The 15,452-nt window shown below is 25.7% G+C and carries 13 protein-coding genes; 11 read left to right on the top strand and 2 right to left on the bottom strand.

Translation table 11 applies throughout. The features are described 5' to 3' along the window. Positions 1-10: 10 nt before the first annotated feature. Both AMYT_RS06800 and AMYT_RS06795 read left to right on the top strand, forming a co-directional pair. A complete protein-coding gene (locus AMYT_RS06800; protein WP_114841800.1) occupies positions 11-499 on the top strand; it encodes an acyl-CoA thioesterase in 489 nt (162 codons plus the stop codon). A 222-nt stretch (positions 500-721) separates the two neighbouring features. Further along, positions 722-1,195 carry an acyl-CoA thioesterase gene (locus AMYT_RS06795; protein WP_114841799.1) on the top strand — a complete coding sequence of 158 codons (474 nt, stop codon included), beginning with the start codon at positions 722-724 and terminating at the stop codon, positions 1,193-1,195. A 92-nt stretch (positions 1,196-1,287) separates the two neighbouring features. Here the strand turns inward: AMYT_RS06795 and AMYT_RS06790 are convergent, their stop codons facing one another. Next, the gene (locus AMYT_RS06790; RefSeq protein ID WP_114841798.1) at positions 1,288-2,889 is read right to left on the bottom strand and encodes an ABC-F family ATP-binding cassette domain-containing protein; all 1,602 of its coding nucleotides are present in this window, start codon (positions 2,887-2,889) and stop codon (positions 1,288-1,290) included. A 173-nt stretch (positions 2,890-3,062) separates the two neighbouring features. Here AMYT_RS06790 and AMYT_RS06785 point away from each other — a divergent pair, with 173 nt between their 5' ends. From AMYT_RS06785 to AMYT_RS06745, 9 genes are all read left to right on the top strand, one after another. Next, a complete protein-coding gene (locus tag AMYT_RS06785) occupies positions 3,063-7,028 on the top strand; it encodes a response regulator (protein ID WP_162919479.1) in 3,966 nt (1,321 codons plus the stop codon). Next, complete coding sequence (locus tag AMYT_RS06780; RefSeq protein WP_114841796.1) at positions 7,025-8,683, top strand: CheR family methyltransferase; 1,659 nt, start codon at positions 7,025-7,027, stop codon at positions 8,681-8,683. Before AMYT_RS06785 ends, AMYT_RS06780 begins: the two co-directional genes overlap by 4 nt. After that, positions 8,680-9,876 carry a hybrid sensor histidine kinase/response regulator gene (locus AMYT_RS06775; protein ID WP_114841795.1) on the top strand — a complete coding sequence of 399 codons (1,197 nt, stop codon included), beginning with the start codon at positions 8,680-8,682 and terminating at the stop codon, positions 9,874-9,876. Before AMYT_RS06780 ends, AMYT_RS06775 begins: the two co-directional genes overlap by 4 nt. Before the next feature lie 106 nt (positions 9,877-9,982). Then, positions 9,983-10,765, top strand: coding sequence for a TOBE domain-containing protein (locus AMYT_RS06770; RefSeq protein WP_114841794.1), 783 nt, complete (start codon positions 9,983-9,985; stop codon positions 10,763-10,765). A gap of 9 nt (positions 10,766-10,774) precedes the next feature. After that, on the top strand, positions 10,775-11,524 hold the full coding sequence (modA, locus tag AMYT_RS06765; protein WP_114841793.1) for a molybdate ABC transporter substrate-binding protein: 750 nt from the start codon (positions 10,775-10,777) through the stop codon (positions 11,522-11,524). Further along, positions 11,521-11,913: a TOBE domain-containing protein gene (locus AMYT_RS06760; protein WP_114841792.1), complete on the top strand. Its 393-nt coding sequence runs from the start codon at positions 11,521-11,523 to the stop codon at positions 11,911-11,913. The genes modA and AMYT_RS06760 overlap by 4 nt, the downstream gene beginning before the upstream one ends. Then, complete coding sequence (gene modB, locus AMYT_RS06755) at positions 11,913-12,602, top strand: molybdate ABC transporter permease subunit (RefSeq protein ID WP_114841791.1); 690 nt, start codon at positions 11,913-11,915, stop codon at positions 12,600-12,602. The genes AMYT_RS06760 and modB overlap by 1 nt, the downstream gene beginning before the upstream one ends. Then, positions 12,599-13,450, top strand: coding sequence for an ABC transporter ATP-binding protein (locus AMYT_RS06750; RefSeq protein ID WP_114841790.1), 852 nt, complete (start codon positions 12,599-12,601; stop codon positions 13,448-13,450). Before modB ends, AMYT_RS06750 begins: the two co-directional genes overlap by 4 nt. Positions 13,451-13,517: 67 nt before the next feature. Beyond that, on the top strand, positions 13,518-14,360 hold the full coding sequence (locus AMYT_RS06745) for a beta/alpha barrel domain-containing protein (RefSeq protein WP_114841789.1): 843 nt from the start codon (positions 13,518-13,520) through the stop codon (positions 14,358-14,360). A 19-nt stretch (positions 14,361-14,379) separates the two neighbouring features. On the opposite strand, the gene AMYT_RS06740 is transcribed toward AMYT_RS06745, so the two are convergent. Continuing rightward, positions 14,380-15,441: a response regulator gene (locus AMYT_RS06740; RefSeq protein ID WP_114841788.1), complete on the bottom strand. Its 1,062-nt coding sequence runs from the start codon at positions 15,439-15,441 to the stop codon at positions 14,380-14,382. Positions 15,442-15,452 lie beyond the last annotated feature (11 nt).

Here is a 15,452-nt window from a genome sequence, read left to right as displayed (position 1 = left end):
AGGATAAAAAATGGCAAAAGAATCAAGAAGAGAATTACCAACAAAAATTAAACTTACAATGCTTATGAGTCCTTCTATGGCAAATTTTTCAGGTAAAAATGTGCATGGAGGAGAAATACTAAAAATACTTGACCAAGTTGCATATGCTTGTGCTTCACAATATAGTAAAACTTATGTTGTAACATTATCTTCTGATATGGTTCTTTTTAGAAATCCTATAAAAATTGGTTCTTTAGTAACTTTTAAAGCAACTTTAAATTATACAGGAAATACTTCTATGGAAATAGGTATAAAAGTAGTATCTCAAGATATTAAAACAAAAGAGAAAATTCATACAAATACTTGTTATTTTACTATGATTTCAGTTGATGAAAATATGAAACCTGTACCTGTTCCTAAATATATACCTATTACACTAAAAGAGAAGAAAAGATATAATAAAGCTTTAAAAAGAAGAAAATTTAGAGAAAAAATGATAAAAAAGAGTAAAAAAGTTTAAAACTTTTTCTCTTTTAATTTTTCAAAAACTTATATATTCTTATTTTATTTTTTATATCTTAACTATAATATAATAATTATTTATTAAATTCATTTTTCTAAAAAAATATGTTACTTTTTTTATATAGTTTAGGCTTTTTTTTTACTCATTTTTAATTTACTACTTTTATGCTACTTAAATATTTTATAATTAATGATATTTAAAATTTAAAGGCTTATTATAATGGAAGAACAAATAAAGAGAGAAAAATCTTTAACTATGACAATGCTAATGACACCAGAAAAAGCAAATTTCAATGGAAAAAATGTATTAGGTGGTGAAATTTTAAAAATGCTTGATCATGTAGCTTATGCTTGTGCAGCAAGATATACAGGACACCATGCAGTTACACTTTCTGTTGATATGGTATTATTTAAAAATCCAATAAAAATTGGTTCTTTAGTAACTTTTCATGCAAGTGTAAATTATACAGGTAGAACTTCTATGGAAATTGGTATAAAAGTAATCTCAGAAGACCCAAAAGATAACTCTATTAAAAATACAAATGTATGTTATTTTACAATGGTTGCTGTGGATGAAGATGGAAATGCTGTACCTGTACCAAAACTTGAATTAGTTACAGAAGATGATAAGAGAAGATATAATGATGCTATAAAAAGAAAAGAAATAAGAATGTTATCTACAAAAAATAAATAAAGTTTTCCTATAAAATTAGATATTTTTCACTTTAAATAAATATTTTTTAGAAATTTTAACTTTATATTTATAATAGAAGGAAAATCCTTCTATTACATATTTAATGACTCTTTATATTCAATATACTCTTCATAACTTCCTTTGAAGTCAATAATTGAACCATCAGGTTGAATTGCAAGAATTCTATTTGCATATGCATCTAATAATTCCCTATCGTGAGATACACAAATAACTGAACCTGGATAAGATAATAATGCTTCACCAAGTGCAATAATTGCTTCTAAGTCTAGGTGGTTTGTTGGTTCATCTAAAATCATAAAGTTTGGTTGTTCTAACATAATTTTAGAAAGCCACATTCTATGTTTTTCTCCCCCTGAACAAGCTTGAACTTTTTTCTCTTGTTCTTGACCATTAAATAACATTCTTCCTAAGCAGTTTCTAATTTCATTAATATCTGCATCTCTATCAAAACTTCTTAACCAATCATATAAAGTCATATCACCTTTTATAATATCAGTTACATTTTGAGGGAAATATCCATTTTGAATTGTTGCTCCCCAATGAATTTCACCACTATCAGCTTTTAAATTTCCAACTAATAGTTCACATAATGTAGTTTTTCCAATACCATTTGGACCAATTAATGCAATTTTATCACCCTTTTCTAAAGAGAAAGATACATCTTTTAAAATAACATGGTCTCCATATGCTTTAGATAAATTTTTAACATTTAATAACTCTTTTCCAACTTCTCTTTTTTGTTTAAATACAATAGAAGGATCTCTTCTACTTGAAAGTTGAATAGAACCAATATCAAGTTTTTCAAGTTGTTTTTGTCTTGATGTTGCTTGTTTTGCTTTTGAAGCATTTGCACTAAATCTAGCAATAAACTTCTCTAATTCTTCTTTTTCTTTTAATTTTTTATCCCTATCAGCAGCTTGTTGTTTAGCAATAACTGTTGAAGCGATATACCAGTCATCATAGTTACCTGTAAACTCTCTAATTTGTTTATAATCAACATCTAAAATATGTGTACAAACTGCATTTAAGAAGTGTCTATCGTGAGAGATTACTACCATTGTACCTTCATGATGTTGTAATTGGTTTTCTAACCAACCAATTGTGTCAATATCAAGGTTATTTGTAGGCTCATCTAAAAATAGAATATCTGGTTTTGGATATAAAACCTGTGCTAATAATACTTTAAATTTATCTCCACCAGTTAAAGTACTCATTAAATCATTATGTTGTGATGAAGGAAATCCTAAATCTTCTAATATTTTAGTAATTTTAATATCATACTCATAAGTTGGGTCTTCTTCACAGCAAATAATTTCTAATTCACCTAATCTATTATTAATTTCATCTGTAAACTCTTCAGACATATAAAGCTCTTCTTTTTCTTTAATTGCCTTATATAGTCTTTTATTTCCTAATAAAACTGTATCAAAAATAGTATAATTTTCATAAGCAAATTGGTTTTGAGAAAGAACCCCTACTTTTTTACCATTTTGAACTTGTACTTCACCCTCTGTTGCTTCTTCTTCACCAGAAAGTATTTTTAGAAAAGTTGTTTTACCAGCACCATTTGCACCGATAAGACCATATCTCTTTCCTGTATCTAATTTTAAATTAATTTCTTGAAATAAAACTCTTGGACCAAAAGATTTTTTCAAATTTACTACTTGTACCATAAAAAATAAACTCCAATATTTATAAGCTGTCGCGATTATACCCTAATCTTTCTAATGCCAAAGTTAATATTTATAAAATAGTTAAAGAAACTGATTTTTTCTAAATTTCATAAAAGAAATAATAATAGTATATATGATAGAATATGGGAATTTTGTGTCAAAAAAGAGGAATAATGAAAAACCTATCTATTAAGCTAAAATTGCTTATTATCTCAATGTTATCATTGATTTTTTTATCAGCGACTTTGGGATTTATCTCCATAAAAAAAACAAGTGAAACTTTAACTAAACAAAAATATGAAGCTTTAACAGCAACAAGAGATTTAAAAGTAAAACAACTTCAAGAACTTTTTGAACTTTTTTCAAAACAGATAAACCTACTTTCAAATACTGCTTATGTAAAAGATTTAACAAAAGAATTTATGCAATTACATCAAGAAATTGGTTTTGATAAATATGGTAAATTCCCCATAGATAACGAAAAAATCAAAGAAGCATCAGTTAAATGGGATAAATTTTATAAAGGATATACAAATACTTATCCTTTTAAAGATGTAATATTAATTTCAAAAGAAGAAGGACATATTTTTTATACATATAAAAAGAATTCTGATTATGGAGAAAATCTTACAACTGGAAGTTTAAGCAACTCAAATCTTGCACAAATTTGGCAAAAGGTTAAAAGAGAAAGAAAAATCTCATATATTGATATGAAACCTTATGCTCCATCACAAAACAAGCCAGAAATGTTTTTAGCAGCACCTATATATATAAATGGTGATTTTAAATCAATTTTAGTTTTAAAACTTGATATTCAAAGTATTCAAGATATTATGGAATTTAGAAGTGGTTATGGGAAAACTCATGAAGATTATTTAGTTGGAGCTGATTATTTAATGAGAAGTAATAGTTTTTTATCTTCAAAAACTCACTCAGTTGAAGCTTCATTTAAAAACCCAAAAGTTGGTTTAAATGACACGATTGCAGTACAAGAGGCTTTTAAAGGTTTTTCAGATACAAAAATTATTATAGATTATAGAGAAAAGAAAGTTTTATCTTCATATACTTTATTTAAAATTGATGAAAATCTATCTTGGGCTATAGTTTCTGAAGTTGAAGAAGCTGAAGTTTTACAAGTTCCAAATCAACTAAAACAAACTCTAATTTTTATAAGTGTTATAGCTTTTTTATTAACAAGTATTATTTTATATTTTATAATCAATAAATATATTATTAACTCTTTAAATAATTTTCAAGAGGGATTATTAACATTTTTTAAATATTTAAATAGAGAGACAAATGAAGTAAGTTTCTTAGATGAATCTTCTAAAGATGAAATTGGTCTAATGAGTCAAGTGGTAAATAAAGGGATTCAAAGAACAAAAGAGAATATTTTAAAAGCTGATAATGAGTCTTGGATAAAAGATGGACTAAATCATTTAAATCAAATACTAATTAATTTAAAAGATGTAAAAGATGTAACAGATGAGTCAATTAATTTTATTTGTAACTATGTAAATGCTGGAGTTGGGGTTTTATATATTTTTGAAGAGGAAAATAAAAAACTTAGACAATACTCTAGTTTTGCCCATGTACAAAGAGATGAGTTATCTAATGAATTTGAGTTAAAACAAGGAGTTATAGGTCAAGTTGCTTTTCAAAGAAAACCTATATTATTAAAAAATATAAAAAAAGATGAAGCACTTATTACAACGGGAACTATTACACAAAACTCTTTTAATACTTTTACCTTTCCTCTAATTTATAATAATGAACTTTTTGGAGTAATTGAAGTTGGTTCATTTAATGAATTTGATAAAAAATCTTTAGATTTTTTTGAAAATATAAATAGAGCAATTTGTATTGCAATTTCAAGTGCTATTAAAAATCAAAGATTAAAAGAGTTATTAGAAAAAACTAAAGAAGCAAATAAAGAACTAGAAATCAATCAATTAAAACTAGAAGAAGCAAATGCTTATATGGAAGAACAACAACAGCAATTAGAAGAGGCAAATGCTAATTTAGAAGAACAACAACAACAATTAGAAGAAGCAAATGCTAATATGGAAGAACAGCAACAACAACTAAAAATTTCTGAACAAAATTTAAAACTTCAAAATCAACTTTTAGAAGAGACTAAAAAACAAATTGAACAAAAAGCACAAGAATTAGAACAATCAGGGAAATATAAATCAGAATTTTTAGCAAATATGTCACATGAGCTTAGAACACCACTAAATTCTATTATTTTATTATCATCACTTCTTCAAAAAAATAGTAAAAAAACTCTAAGCAATGATGATATTAAAAAAGCACATACTATTTTTGAATCAGGAAATGAATTACTTAGATTAATTAATGATATTTTAGATTTATCAAAAGTAGAATCTGGAAAAATGGAAGTTATAGTTGATAAATTTAATAGTAGTGATTTATTATCTCAAATGAATGAAATATTTAACTACACTGCAAATGAAAAAGGCTTAGAATTTAAAGTAATTGATGAGTATAGAAATATAATTACAAATGATAAAGATAGAATTTCTCAAATTATTAGAAATCTAATTTCAAATGCTTTTAAATTTACAAAAGAAGGTTCAATTACTTTAAAAATTGCTCCATCTAAAGATTTAACAAAAGATTTTACTATTAGTGTAATAGATACAGGTGTTGGTATTGCTAAAGAGAAACAAGAACTTATCTTTAATGCCTTTACTCAAGCTGATGGAAGTACAAGTAGAGAGTTTGGAGGAACTGGACTTGGGCTTTCAATTTCTAAAGAGTTAAGTAAGCTATTAGGAGGATACATCTCTTTAGAATCACAAAAAGGTAAAGGAAGTACTTTTAGTGTTGATTTACCAAATTTACAAGAAAGTAATGAAGAAAAACCAAAAGAAGAAAGAAAAATAGAGCCTTTAATTATTAGAAATGAGATAGTAAAAAAACAACAACTAAAAGATGATAGAGAAATTTTAAATAAAAATGATGAAGCTTTTTTAATTATTGATGATGATGAAGTCTTTTCTACAATTGTATATGAAGAGATAAAAAGAAGTGGAAAATTTGGGCTAATTGCTTTAGATGGAACAACAGGTATAGAACTTGTAAGAAAATTTAATATAAAAGGTATTATGTTAGATTTAACACTTCCTGATATGGATGGTGTTGATGTATTAAAAGAGTTAAAATCTAATCAAAATACAAAAAATATTCCTGTTCATATAATCTCATCAAAAGATAAAAATAGCGAAACTTTAAAACTTGGAGCTATTGGATATTTACAAAAGCCTGTACTTGATGGAGATATTAATAATGTAATTGATTCAATAGAGAAAATCAATAAAAAAGATATTAAAGATTTATTAATTGTAGAAGATGATGATATTCATAAAGAAGCATTAATTGAGTTAATTGGTGAAGATGTAAATATAACAGGTGTAAAAACAGCACAAGAAGCAATAGATGAAGTAAAAAAAGAGAAATATGATACTGTTGTAGTTGATTTAGGACTTATTGATGGAAGTGGATATGAAGTTTGTGAATTTATAAAAAATAGATACCCAAAACTACCTATAATTATCTATACAGGAAAAGATTTAAATAAAGAGGAAAAACTAAAATTACAAGAGTATAGTAATAGTATTATTATAAAAACAGCAAATTCAAACGAAAGAATTTTAAATGAGATAAATTTATTTTTACATAGAGAAGAAGAAAAAAATGAAACTCATGAAATTTTTGAAAATGTTGATTTAAGTGAAAAGAAGATTTTAATAGTTGATGATGATATTAAAAATATTTTTGTATTAGATGCGGCTTTAAAAGAGTTTAATGCAACTACATATACAGCTTTTAATGGCCAAGAAGCCCTAGATTTTTTAAATGAGCATCCAACAGATGTTGATTTAATTTTAATGGATATAATGATGCCAATTATGAATGGTTATGAAGCAATGGAAAAAATAAGAGAAGATAAAGTTTTAAAATCTATTCCTATAATTGCAGTAACTGCAAAAGCCATGAAAGATGATAGAGAAAAATGTATTAATTTAGGTGCAGATGATTATCTTGCAAAACCAATAGATATTAATGTATTAGCAAATTTAATACAATTATGGAGTAATAAAAAACATAAATGAAAAATATAATCTCACATAAAGTTGATAATATTTTTAAAATTGTAGTTCAAGAAGCAGAAAAAAAAGAGAATATCTGTTTAATTCTTGAACTTTTAAAACAAGATGAAGATTATTTTGAAATTAGTTTTTTAAATGTTCAAAGCTTACCAAAAGAGATAGTTATTGCACTTGATAAGATAAAAAATAAACTAACTATTTTTACAAATGAGACAACTTTAAAAACCTACTTAATGAATTTGGGATTTGAGTTAAAGTTTATTAATAATCAAAACTTAAAACTTAAAACTTTAAATTTAGAATATTTAGCAATAGGAGGAAGTGCAGGAAGTTTAAAAAAGTTTATTGAAATTGTAGAAAACTTACCTCCTTCACAAATCTCTGTTTTTATAATAATGCATCATAAATCAGATAAAAGTAGTTCTTTAAGCTCTATTTTACAAACTAAAACACCTTATTACAAAGTAGTTGAAGCAAAATCTGATATGAGAATAGAACCAGCAACTATTTATACTGCACCACCAGGGAAACATCTTATTGTTGCAGGGGGATTTATATTTTTAACTGATGAAGAAAAAAGAAATTTCTCAAAACCTTCAATAAGTACAACTTTTGAGACTTTATCAAATGAATATAGAAATAATTTACTTGCTATTTTAGTATGTGGATATGGAAGTGATGGGAGTGATAGTTTACAACTTTTACAACAAAATAGAACAACTGTAATTATTGAAGACCCAAATGAGTGTGAAGCAAAACCAATGCTTGAAAATGCTATTAAAACTGGCAAGTATGATTTAATTCTTTCACTAAAAAAAATCAATGACTATATTAGTTATTTTTTAAATAGTGAACTTTTTGATAAAGCAGAATTAGAAATACTTTTAGATAAAATATACGATAAATATGGTTATGATTACCGTGGATACAACTTTGAGCATATAAAAAGAAGAGTGAAACTTTTTTATAGCACTTTAAAACCAAAGAATTTTTTAGAATTTCAAAAAATAATTTTAGAAAATAAAAATATTTTCAAAGATCTTTTTTTAAATATTTCAGTAAATGTAACTACATTTTATAGAAACCCCGAAGTCTTTAAAATTTTAAAAGAAGAGATTCTTCCTAAATTAGATAGTTTTATGGATATTAAAATTTGGTGTGCAGGTTGTAGTAGTGGTGAAGAACCCTACTCTATAGCAATTTTTTTAAAAGAACTTGGTTTACTTGATAGAAGCTTAATTTATGCTACAGATTTAAATGAAGTTATTTTAAGAAATGCTAAAAATGCTTTATATTCAAAAGAGAGTTATAAACAGTTTTTAAAACACTACTATCAAGCAAGTGGAAGTGAAAGTTTTAGTAAATATTTTAATAATTATGATAGCTTTGTTGAAGTAAAAGAAGAGATAAAAGAAAGAATTCTTTTTTTTAGACATAATTTAGTTGAAGATAGAAAAATTAACGATTTTCAATTGATTTTTTGCAGAAATGTAATTATATATTTTGATAAAGATTTAAAAGATAAAATCTTTAATCTTTTTGAAAACTCTTTAGACAACTATGGCTTTTTAGTTTTAGGGGAAAGTGAATCTTTAGATACACATAATAAATTTATCACAATAGATAAAACAAACAAAATTTATAAGAGGAAAGTATGAAAGATATAACAATTCTAGCAGTTGATGATATTGAAGCAAATAGAGTATCCTTACAATATCTAATACAAGAATATCTTGAAAATGTACATTTAATATTAGCTTCAAGTGGTGAAGAAGCTTTAAAAATCACATATAAAGAAGAGATTGATATTATAATCTTAGATGTACAAATGCCTGGACTTGATGGTTTTGATACTGCAAAATACTTAAAAAGTAATCCAAGAACTCAAAATATTCCAATTATTTTTTTAACTGCTGCTTTTAAAAAGGAAGAATTTCAACAAAAAGGTTTTCAAATTGGTGCAGTTGATTATCTAACAAAACCAATTGAGAATCATCAGTTTATCAATAAACTTAACTTATATATTGAAGTTATTATTAAAAATAAACAACTTAAAGCTGTAAATGATAATTTATATAAAGCTTTACAAAAAGAAATAGAATTAAAAGAACAAATTCAAAAACAACAACTAGAATTAATAGAACAAAGTAAAATGGCAGCTTTAGGGGAGATGATAGGAAATATTGCCCATCAATGGAGACAGCCCCTTTCTCTTATTTCCACTTGTGCTTCTGGAATAAAACTAAATCATGAATTAGGTATTTCAAAAGAAGAAGAGGTAATAAACTCTTTAGAAACTATTTTAAAAACAGCACAAATCTTATCAGAAACAATAGATAATTTTAGAGAATATTCATATAAAGATAAATTGGCAAAATTTAACTTATCTGAAGTTATTAATAAAGCAATTAAAACAAGAGAACATTTAATCAATGAAAATAGTATAGAAGTTATTACAAATTTGGATAATAATATTGAACTTACAAACCTTCCAAATAGTTTAGTACAAGCTTTAGTAAATATAATACATAACTCAAAAGATGCTTTAGAAAAAATAGATACTAAAAGATATATCTTTATTGAATCTTTTATAGATAAAAATAACTTAATTGTAATAAATATAAAAGATAATGCAGGTGGAATAAAAACAGAACATATAAATAAAGTTTTTGAACCATATTTTACAACAAAACATCAAGCACATGGAATAGGACTTGGATTAAATATTACATATAAGATTATAAATGACTCTATGTATGGAAAAATTAAAATTAAAAATATTAAATATACATATCAAGAAAAAATCTATGAAGGTGCTGAAGTTACAATAACTCTTCCATTTAAAATTTAACCTTTTTTAGGTTAAATTTCTTCTAAATACTTTTTCATTATATATTAAGGTATATAGCGTTAAAATTCTTCTAATCGTTATATACCTAATTATATAAAGGAATTAAATGGAATTTGAATCTTCCCTTACTTTATTAAACTCTGATACTCCTTTTTTACTTGAAAAAAGAATTAAACTTCTTGAAGCAATTAAACAAGAAGGTTCAATTAGTAAAGCAGCAAAATTAGTACCAATGAGTTATAAAACAGCTTGGGAAGCAGTTGATGCTATGAATAATCTTTGTTCAAATTTAGTAGTAAAAAAAGAAACAGGAGGTAAAGGAGGTGGAGGTGCAACACTTACTTTATATGGAGAAAATCTTTTAAAAACCTATTGTATTTTAGAAAAAGAGCATAAAAAATTCTTAAAATCTTTAACAAAACTAACAGATTTTCATACAGGAAATTTAAAATCACTAAAAAGGTTTGCTATGCAAATAAGTGCAAGAAATCAAATTGTTGCTATTATAAAAGAAATAGTTGAAGATAAGGTTAGTGCAAATATTATTTTAGAAACAAAAAGTGGACAAACAATGGTTTCAAATATTTCAAAAAATAGTATTGATGCCTTAGGATTAAAAATAGAAGATGAGATTATCGCTATTTTTAAATCTAATAATGTAATGATAGCAACAAATGAACTACTTGGCCTTAGTGCAAGAAATAAGCTAAAAGCTAAAATAAAAAATTTAACTTTTAGTGATGTTAGTTGTGAAGTACAATTGGATATTTCAAATGATGAAATATTAACTTCTATTATTACTAAACAAGCCGCATTACAATTAGAGTTAAAAGTAAATCAAGAAGTATTTGCAGTGATAAAATCATCAGATATTATGTTAGGAAAATAAGGAGAAAAAATGTTTAGGAAACTAATTTTAAGTAGTGCTATTTTAGCAAGTTCACTTTTTGGTGGGGATATAAATGTGGCAGTTGCTGCAAATGTTTCATATGCTATTGATGATTTAAAAAAAGAGTTCAATAAGTTATATCCAAATACAAATGTAAAAGTTACTTTAGGAAGTAGTGGAAAATTAACTGCACAAATAAAAAATGGTGCACCATATGATTTATTTATGGCTGCAAATATGAAATATCCTGAAACACTTTTTAATGAAGATTACGCAGTAACAAGACCTCTTGTTTATGCTCAAGGCTCATTGGCTTATTTAAGTAGTCAAAAGCAAGACTTTTCAAAAGGTATTGATTTAATAACACAAGAAAATATTAAAAAAATTGCAATAGCAAACCCGAAAACTGCCCCTTATGGAAAAGCAAGTGTAGAAGCTATGAAAAATGCAAAAATATATGAAAGTGTAGAAAAAAAGCTTGTTTTTGCTGAATCTATTTCTCAAACAGTAACTTATGCTTTAACTGCAACAGATATAGGATTTATTGCAAAGTCATCTTTATATTCGCCTCAAATGAGTAAATTTAAACAAGGAGTTAATTGGTATAGTGTGGATAGTAAATTATATACTCCAATTAATCAAGGAATAGTAATACTAAAAAAAGCCCAAAGTAATAGTGAAGCTGCTGCTTTTTATAGCTTTATTTTAAGTAAAAAAGCCAAAAAAATATTTGAAGATTTTGGATACTTAATTCCATGAATGAATTAAAAGTAGTAGTTTCAAAAATTCAATCTTTAGAAAACTTAAATATTGTAGAGTTTTTATTTGAAGATATTACTTTATCAATGATGAGTTTAGATTTAGACAATATTAAAGAAAACGATAAAGTTTTATTAACAGTAAAAGCTTCAAATATAGCTATTGCAAAAGAGTTTCAAGGCCAAATTAGCCTTGCAAACTCTATAAATGCAAAAATTATTCAATTTGATAGAGGTGAACTTTTAACAAGTATTAAATTAAATGCAAAAGGTACAACTCTTTCAAGCATAATTACTACAAAATCAGCAAAAAGAATGGATTTAAAACTTGGTGATGATGTAGCAGCTATTTTTAAATCAAGTGACCTATCAATAAAAAAGGTTTTATAATGGCTGATTTTTTTTCAAATATAGAATTTGCTCCTTTTATTTTATCTTTTAAATTAGCAGGTATTACCACTTTAATTTTATTTATTTTAGCCCTACCTCTTAGTTGGTATCTATCTCAAACAAAATCAAAAGCTAAACCAATTCTTGAAGCAATTACAGCTTTACCTTTAGTTTTGCCACCTTCTGTTTTGGGATTTTATTTATTATATGCTTTATCATATAACTCATTTTTAGGTTCTTTTTTTGAAGAATACTTTGGAATAAAACTTGTTTTTAATTTTACAGGTCTTGTAATTGCAAGTTGTTTTTATTCCCTTCCTTTTATGGTTCAGCCACTTCAAAGTGGCTTTGAAAGTATAAATAAAAATATGCTTGAAGCTAGTTATATTAGTGGAAAAAGTAAAGTACAAACTATTTTAAAAGTTGCTCTACCAAATATGAAACCATCTCTTATGACAGCACTTATAGTTACTTTTGCCCATACAGTAGGAGAATTTGGAGTTGTTTTAATGGTGGGAGGAAGTATACCAGATGAAACAAAAGTTGCATCAGTTGCAATTTATGAGTTTGTTGAAATTATGGATTATAAAAGTGCACATATTTACAGTGCTATTATGCTAGTTATTAGTTTTTTAGTGCTTTTAAGTGTATATATTTTTAATCAAAAACAAAAAAAGAGCTTTTTATGATAAAAATTGATATACAAAAAGAGCTAATTGGCTCAAATGGAACTATGAAATTAGATGTGGATTTTAGGATTAAATCTGGAGATTTCGTCGCACTAACAGGTCTTAGTGGAAGTGGGAAAACTACATTATTAAGAATTTTAGCAGGATTAGAACAATCAGATAGTTTTATTAGTGTTGAAGGAGAATGTTGGCAGGACAATAAAAAGTTTTTACCTCCTCAAAAAAGAGAAATTGGCTTTGTTTTTCAAGATTATGCCCTATTTTCAAATATGAATGTACTTGAAAATCTTTTGTTTGTAAAAAATGATTTAAAATTAGCAAATCATCTTCTTGAAATTACAGAGTTATCAAAACTTGCAAAAAGAAGTGTAAACTCTTTAAGTGGAGGACAAAAACAAAGAGTTAGTTTATGTCGAGCTCTTATGAATAAACCAAAACTTTTACTTATGGATGAGCCACTATCTGCCCTAGATCCATCAATGAGAACAAAACTTCAAGATGAAATATTAATCTTACATCGTGAATTTAAAACTACTACTATTATGGTTAGTCATGACCCAAGTGAAATATATAGACTTAGCAATAGAGTATTGGTTTTAGAAAATGGAAAACTTATAAAAGATGGTACAGCAAAAAAAGTTTTATTAAAAACTAGTGGAAGTGCAAAGTTTTCATTTGAAGGAGAACTTCTTGATATTATAAAAGTTGATGTGATTTATATAGCAATTATTGCTATTGGTCAGCAATTAGTGGAAGTTGTTTTAAGTGAAGATGAGACTAAAGAGTTACAAATTGGCTCAAAAATAAGAGTTAGTACAAAAGCTTTTTCTCCAACAATTTCAATATAAAAGTTTTATTGTATTAATTAGGAAAAGTATGAATTATTGGAAATATTTTTTATAAAAGAGGAAAAGTATGTTTAATTTAAATGATAATGAGCTTTTACAATATATTAATGAAGACCTACCCTATTTTGATTTAACCACTTATATACAAGAGGTTTGTTTAAAAGAAGTAACTTTAGAAATCTATACTAGAGAAGATATTGTTGTAGCTTGTAGTGAAGAAGCAGTAAGAATAGCCACTTTACTTAATTGTGAGGTTATATTTTTTGTAAAAAGTAAAGAAAAAATAAAAAAAGATGAAGTTATTATAAAACTTAAAGGTGAATACAATGATATTCAAAAAGCTTTAAAATTATGTCAAGTTTTATTGGAATATTGTTGTAAAATAGCCACTTATACTAATTTAATGGTAGAAAAAATTAAACAAGTAAATAAAGAATGTGAACTTTTAACTACTAGAAAAACTTTTCCTTTTGCAAAAAAAGCTTGTATTAAAGCTATCTTAGCAGGAAATGCTACACCTCATAGGCTTGGACTTAGTGAAAGTATTTTATTTTTTGATTATCATAGAAAAGCATATAAAAATAATGAAGAGTTTTATAAAGAAATTAAAAATTTTAAACAAAAAGTCCCTGAAAAGAAAATAATTATTGAATCAAATAATTTAGAGGATTGTAAAAAACTAATGAAAAATGAAGTTGATGTAATACAGTTAGATAAAGTAAAACTTGAAATTATAAAAGAAATAGTAGAATATAAAGATTTACATTACCCAAAAATAAAACTATTAGTTGCGGGTGGAATAAACCTAAATAATATTCAAGAATATGCAAAATTTAATATAAATGGTATTGTTACAAGTAGTATGTACTCTTGTGGAATGGCTAATCTTGGTTGCAATTTAAAAAGTTAGAGAGTTACTCTAACTTTTATTATTTTAAAGAATTTCGAATTTCATTAAATTTATAATGATTAAATCTAAAAATATCAAATAATACAGGATCAAACTGCTTATAAGAAGTTCTATCACCATCACTACACATTATTTCTACTGCTTGTTTATGGGAATAAGCCTCTTTATAAGTTCTTTTAGTAGTTAAAGCATCATATATATCTGCAATAGTTGTCATTCTAGCACTAAAAGGAATTTGCTCTTTTTTTAAACCAAAATAGCCAGAACCATCATAATATTCATGATGGTACATTGCAATTTCATATGCAAATGTTAAAAATGAACTAGGCCCTAGAAATTCCTCAACCTTTTTTATTATACGCCCTCCATAAGAAGTATGACTTTTCATTATATTAAACTCTTCTTTTGTTAAACTAGTAGTTTTTAATAGTATGGAATCTGCAATTGCAACTTTACCAATATCATGTAAAGAGACCGATTGAACCAATAATCTTTTTTTATCTTCTGTAAATAAAGGATTTGGATATAAAGTTAAATACTCATCTAGTAAAAAAGAGACATATAAAGAAGTTCTTTTAATATGAGCTCCTGTTTCATTATCTCTACTTTCTCCTAATAATCCCATTGCTAAAATTACAGCTTCTTGAACTTTTAGAATTTCTTCAGTTCTTTCTTGAACCATATATTCTAGCTTCTTTCTACGATTTTTAAGTTTTAGATGGTTTTTAATTCTTTGTTTTAAAAGTATTGGGTTAAAAGGTTTAGTTATAAAATCAACTGCACCTAAAGATAAACCTTTTACTTCCACAGATACATCTGAAAGTGAAGTTAAAAAAATCACAGGAATTTTTTTCCATTTTTTGTTTTCTTGCATTATTTTGCATAAAGAAAAGCCACTTTGAGGCATTACAATATCTAAAAGAATTAAATCAGGCTCATGTTCTTCTAAATGCTTTAAAGCTGTGTTTATACAATTTGCTAAATAAACTGTATATTTATCATCTAAAACTTTACTAATCAATTTTAAAATAAAAGAAGAATCATCAACTACCAAAATAGAATCTTTTTTACAATTTTGCACAACAAACTCCT

The sequence above is a fragment of the Malaciobacter mytili LMG 24559 genome, from assembly GCF_003346775.1.
In the GTDB taxonomy this organism is placed as follows: domain Bacteria; phylum Campylobacterota; class Campylobacteria; order Campylobacterales; family Arcobacteraceae; genus Malaciobacter; species Malaciobacter mytili.
The sequence above is the reverse complement of the archived record's forward strand: the minus strand, read 5'-3'. Positions and strand labels throughout refer to the sequence as shown.

Bases quoted from the DNA above. Each gene is read 5' to 3' on its own strand.
- AMYT_RS06800 (WP_114841800.1), top strand. From the start codon at position 11: ATGGCAAAAGAATCAAGAAGAGAATTACCAACAAAAATTAAACTTACA.
- AMYT_RS06795 (WP_114841799.1), top strand. From the start codon at position 722: ATGGAAGAACAAATAAAGAGAGAAAAATCTTTAACTATGACAATGCTA.
- AMYT_RS06790 (WP_114841798.1), bottom strand. From the start codon at position 2,889: ATGGTACAAGTAGTAAATTTGAAAAAATCTTTTGGTCCAAGAGTTTTA.
- AMYT_RS06785 (WP_162919479.1), top strand. From the start codon at position 3,063: ATGAAAAACCTATCTATTAAGCTAAAATTGCTTATTATCTCAATGTTA.
- AMYT_RS06780 (WP_114841796.1), top strand. From the start codon at position 7,025: ATGAAAAATATAATCTCACATAAAGTTGATAATATTTTTAAAATTGTA.
- AMYT_RS06775 (WP_114841795.1), top strand. From the start codon at position 8,680: ATGAAAGATATAACAATTCTAGCAGTTGATGATATTGAAGCAAATAGA.
- AMYT_RS06770 (WP_114841794.1), top strand. From the start codon at position 9,983: ATGGAATTTGAATCTTCCCTTACTTTATTAAACTCTGATACTCCTTTT.
- modA (WP_114841793.1), top strand. From the start codon at position 10,775: ATGTTTAGGAAACTAATTTTAAGTAGTGCTATTTTAGCAAGTTCACTT.
- AMYT_RS06760 (WP_114841792.1), top strand. From the start codon at position 11,521: ATGAATGAATTAAAAGTAGTAGTTTCAAAAATTCAATCTTTAGAAAAC.
- modB (WP_114841791.1), top strand. From the start codon at position 11,913: ATGGCTGATTTTTTTTCAAATATAGAATTTGCTCCTTTTATTTTATCT.
- AMYT_RS06750 (WP_114841790.1), top strand. From the start codon at position 12,599: ATGATAAAAATTGATATACAAAAAGAGCTAATTGGCTCAAATGGAACT.
- AMYT_RS06745 (WP_114841789.1), top strand. From the start codon at position 13,518: ATGTTTAATTTAAATGATAATGAGCTTTTACAATATATTAATGAAGAC.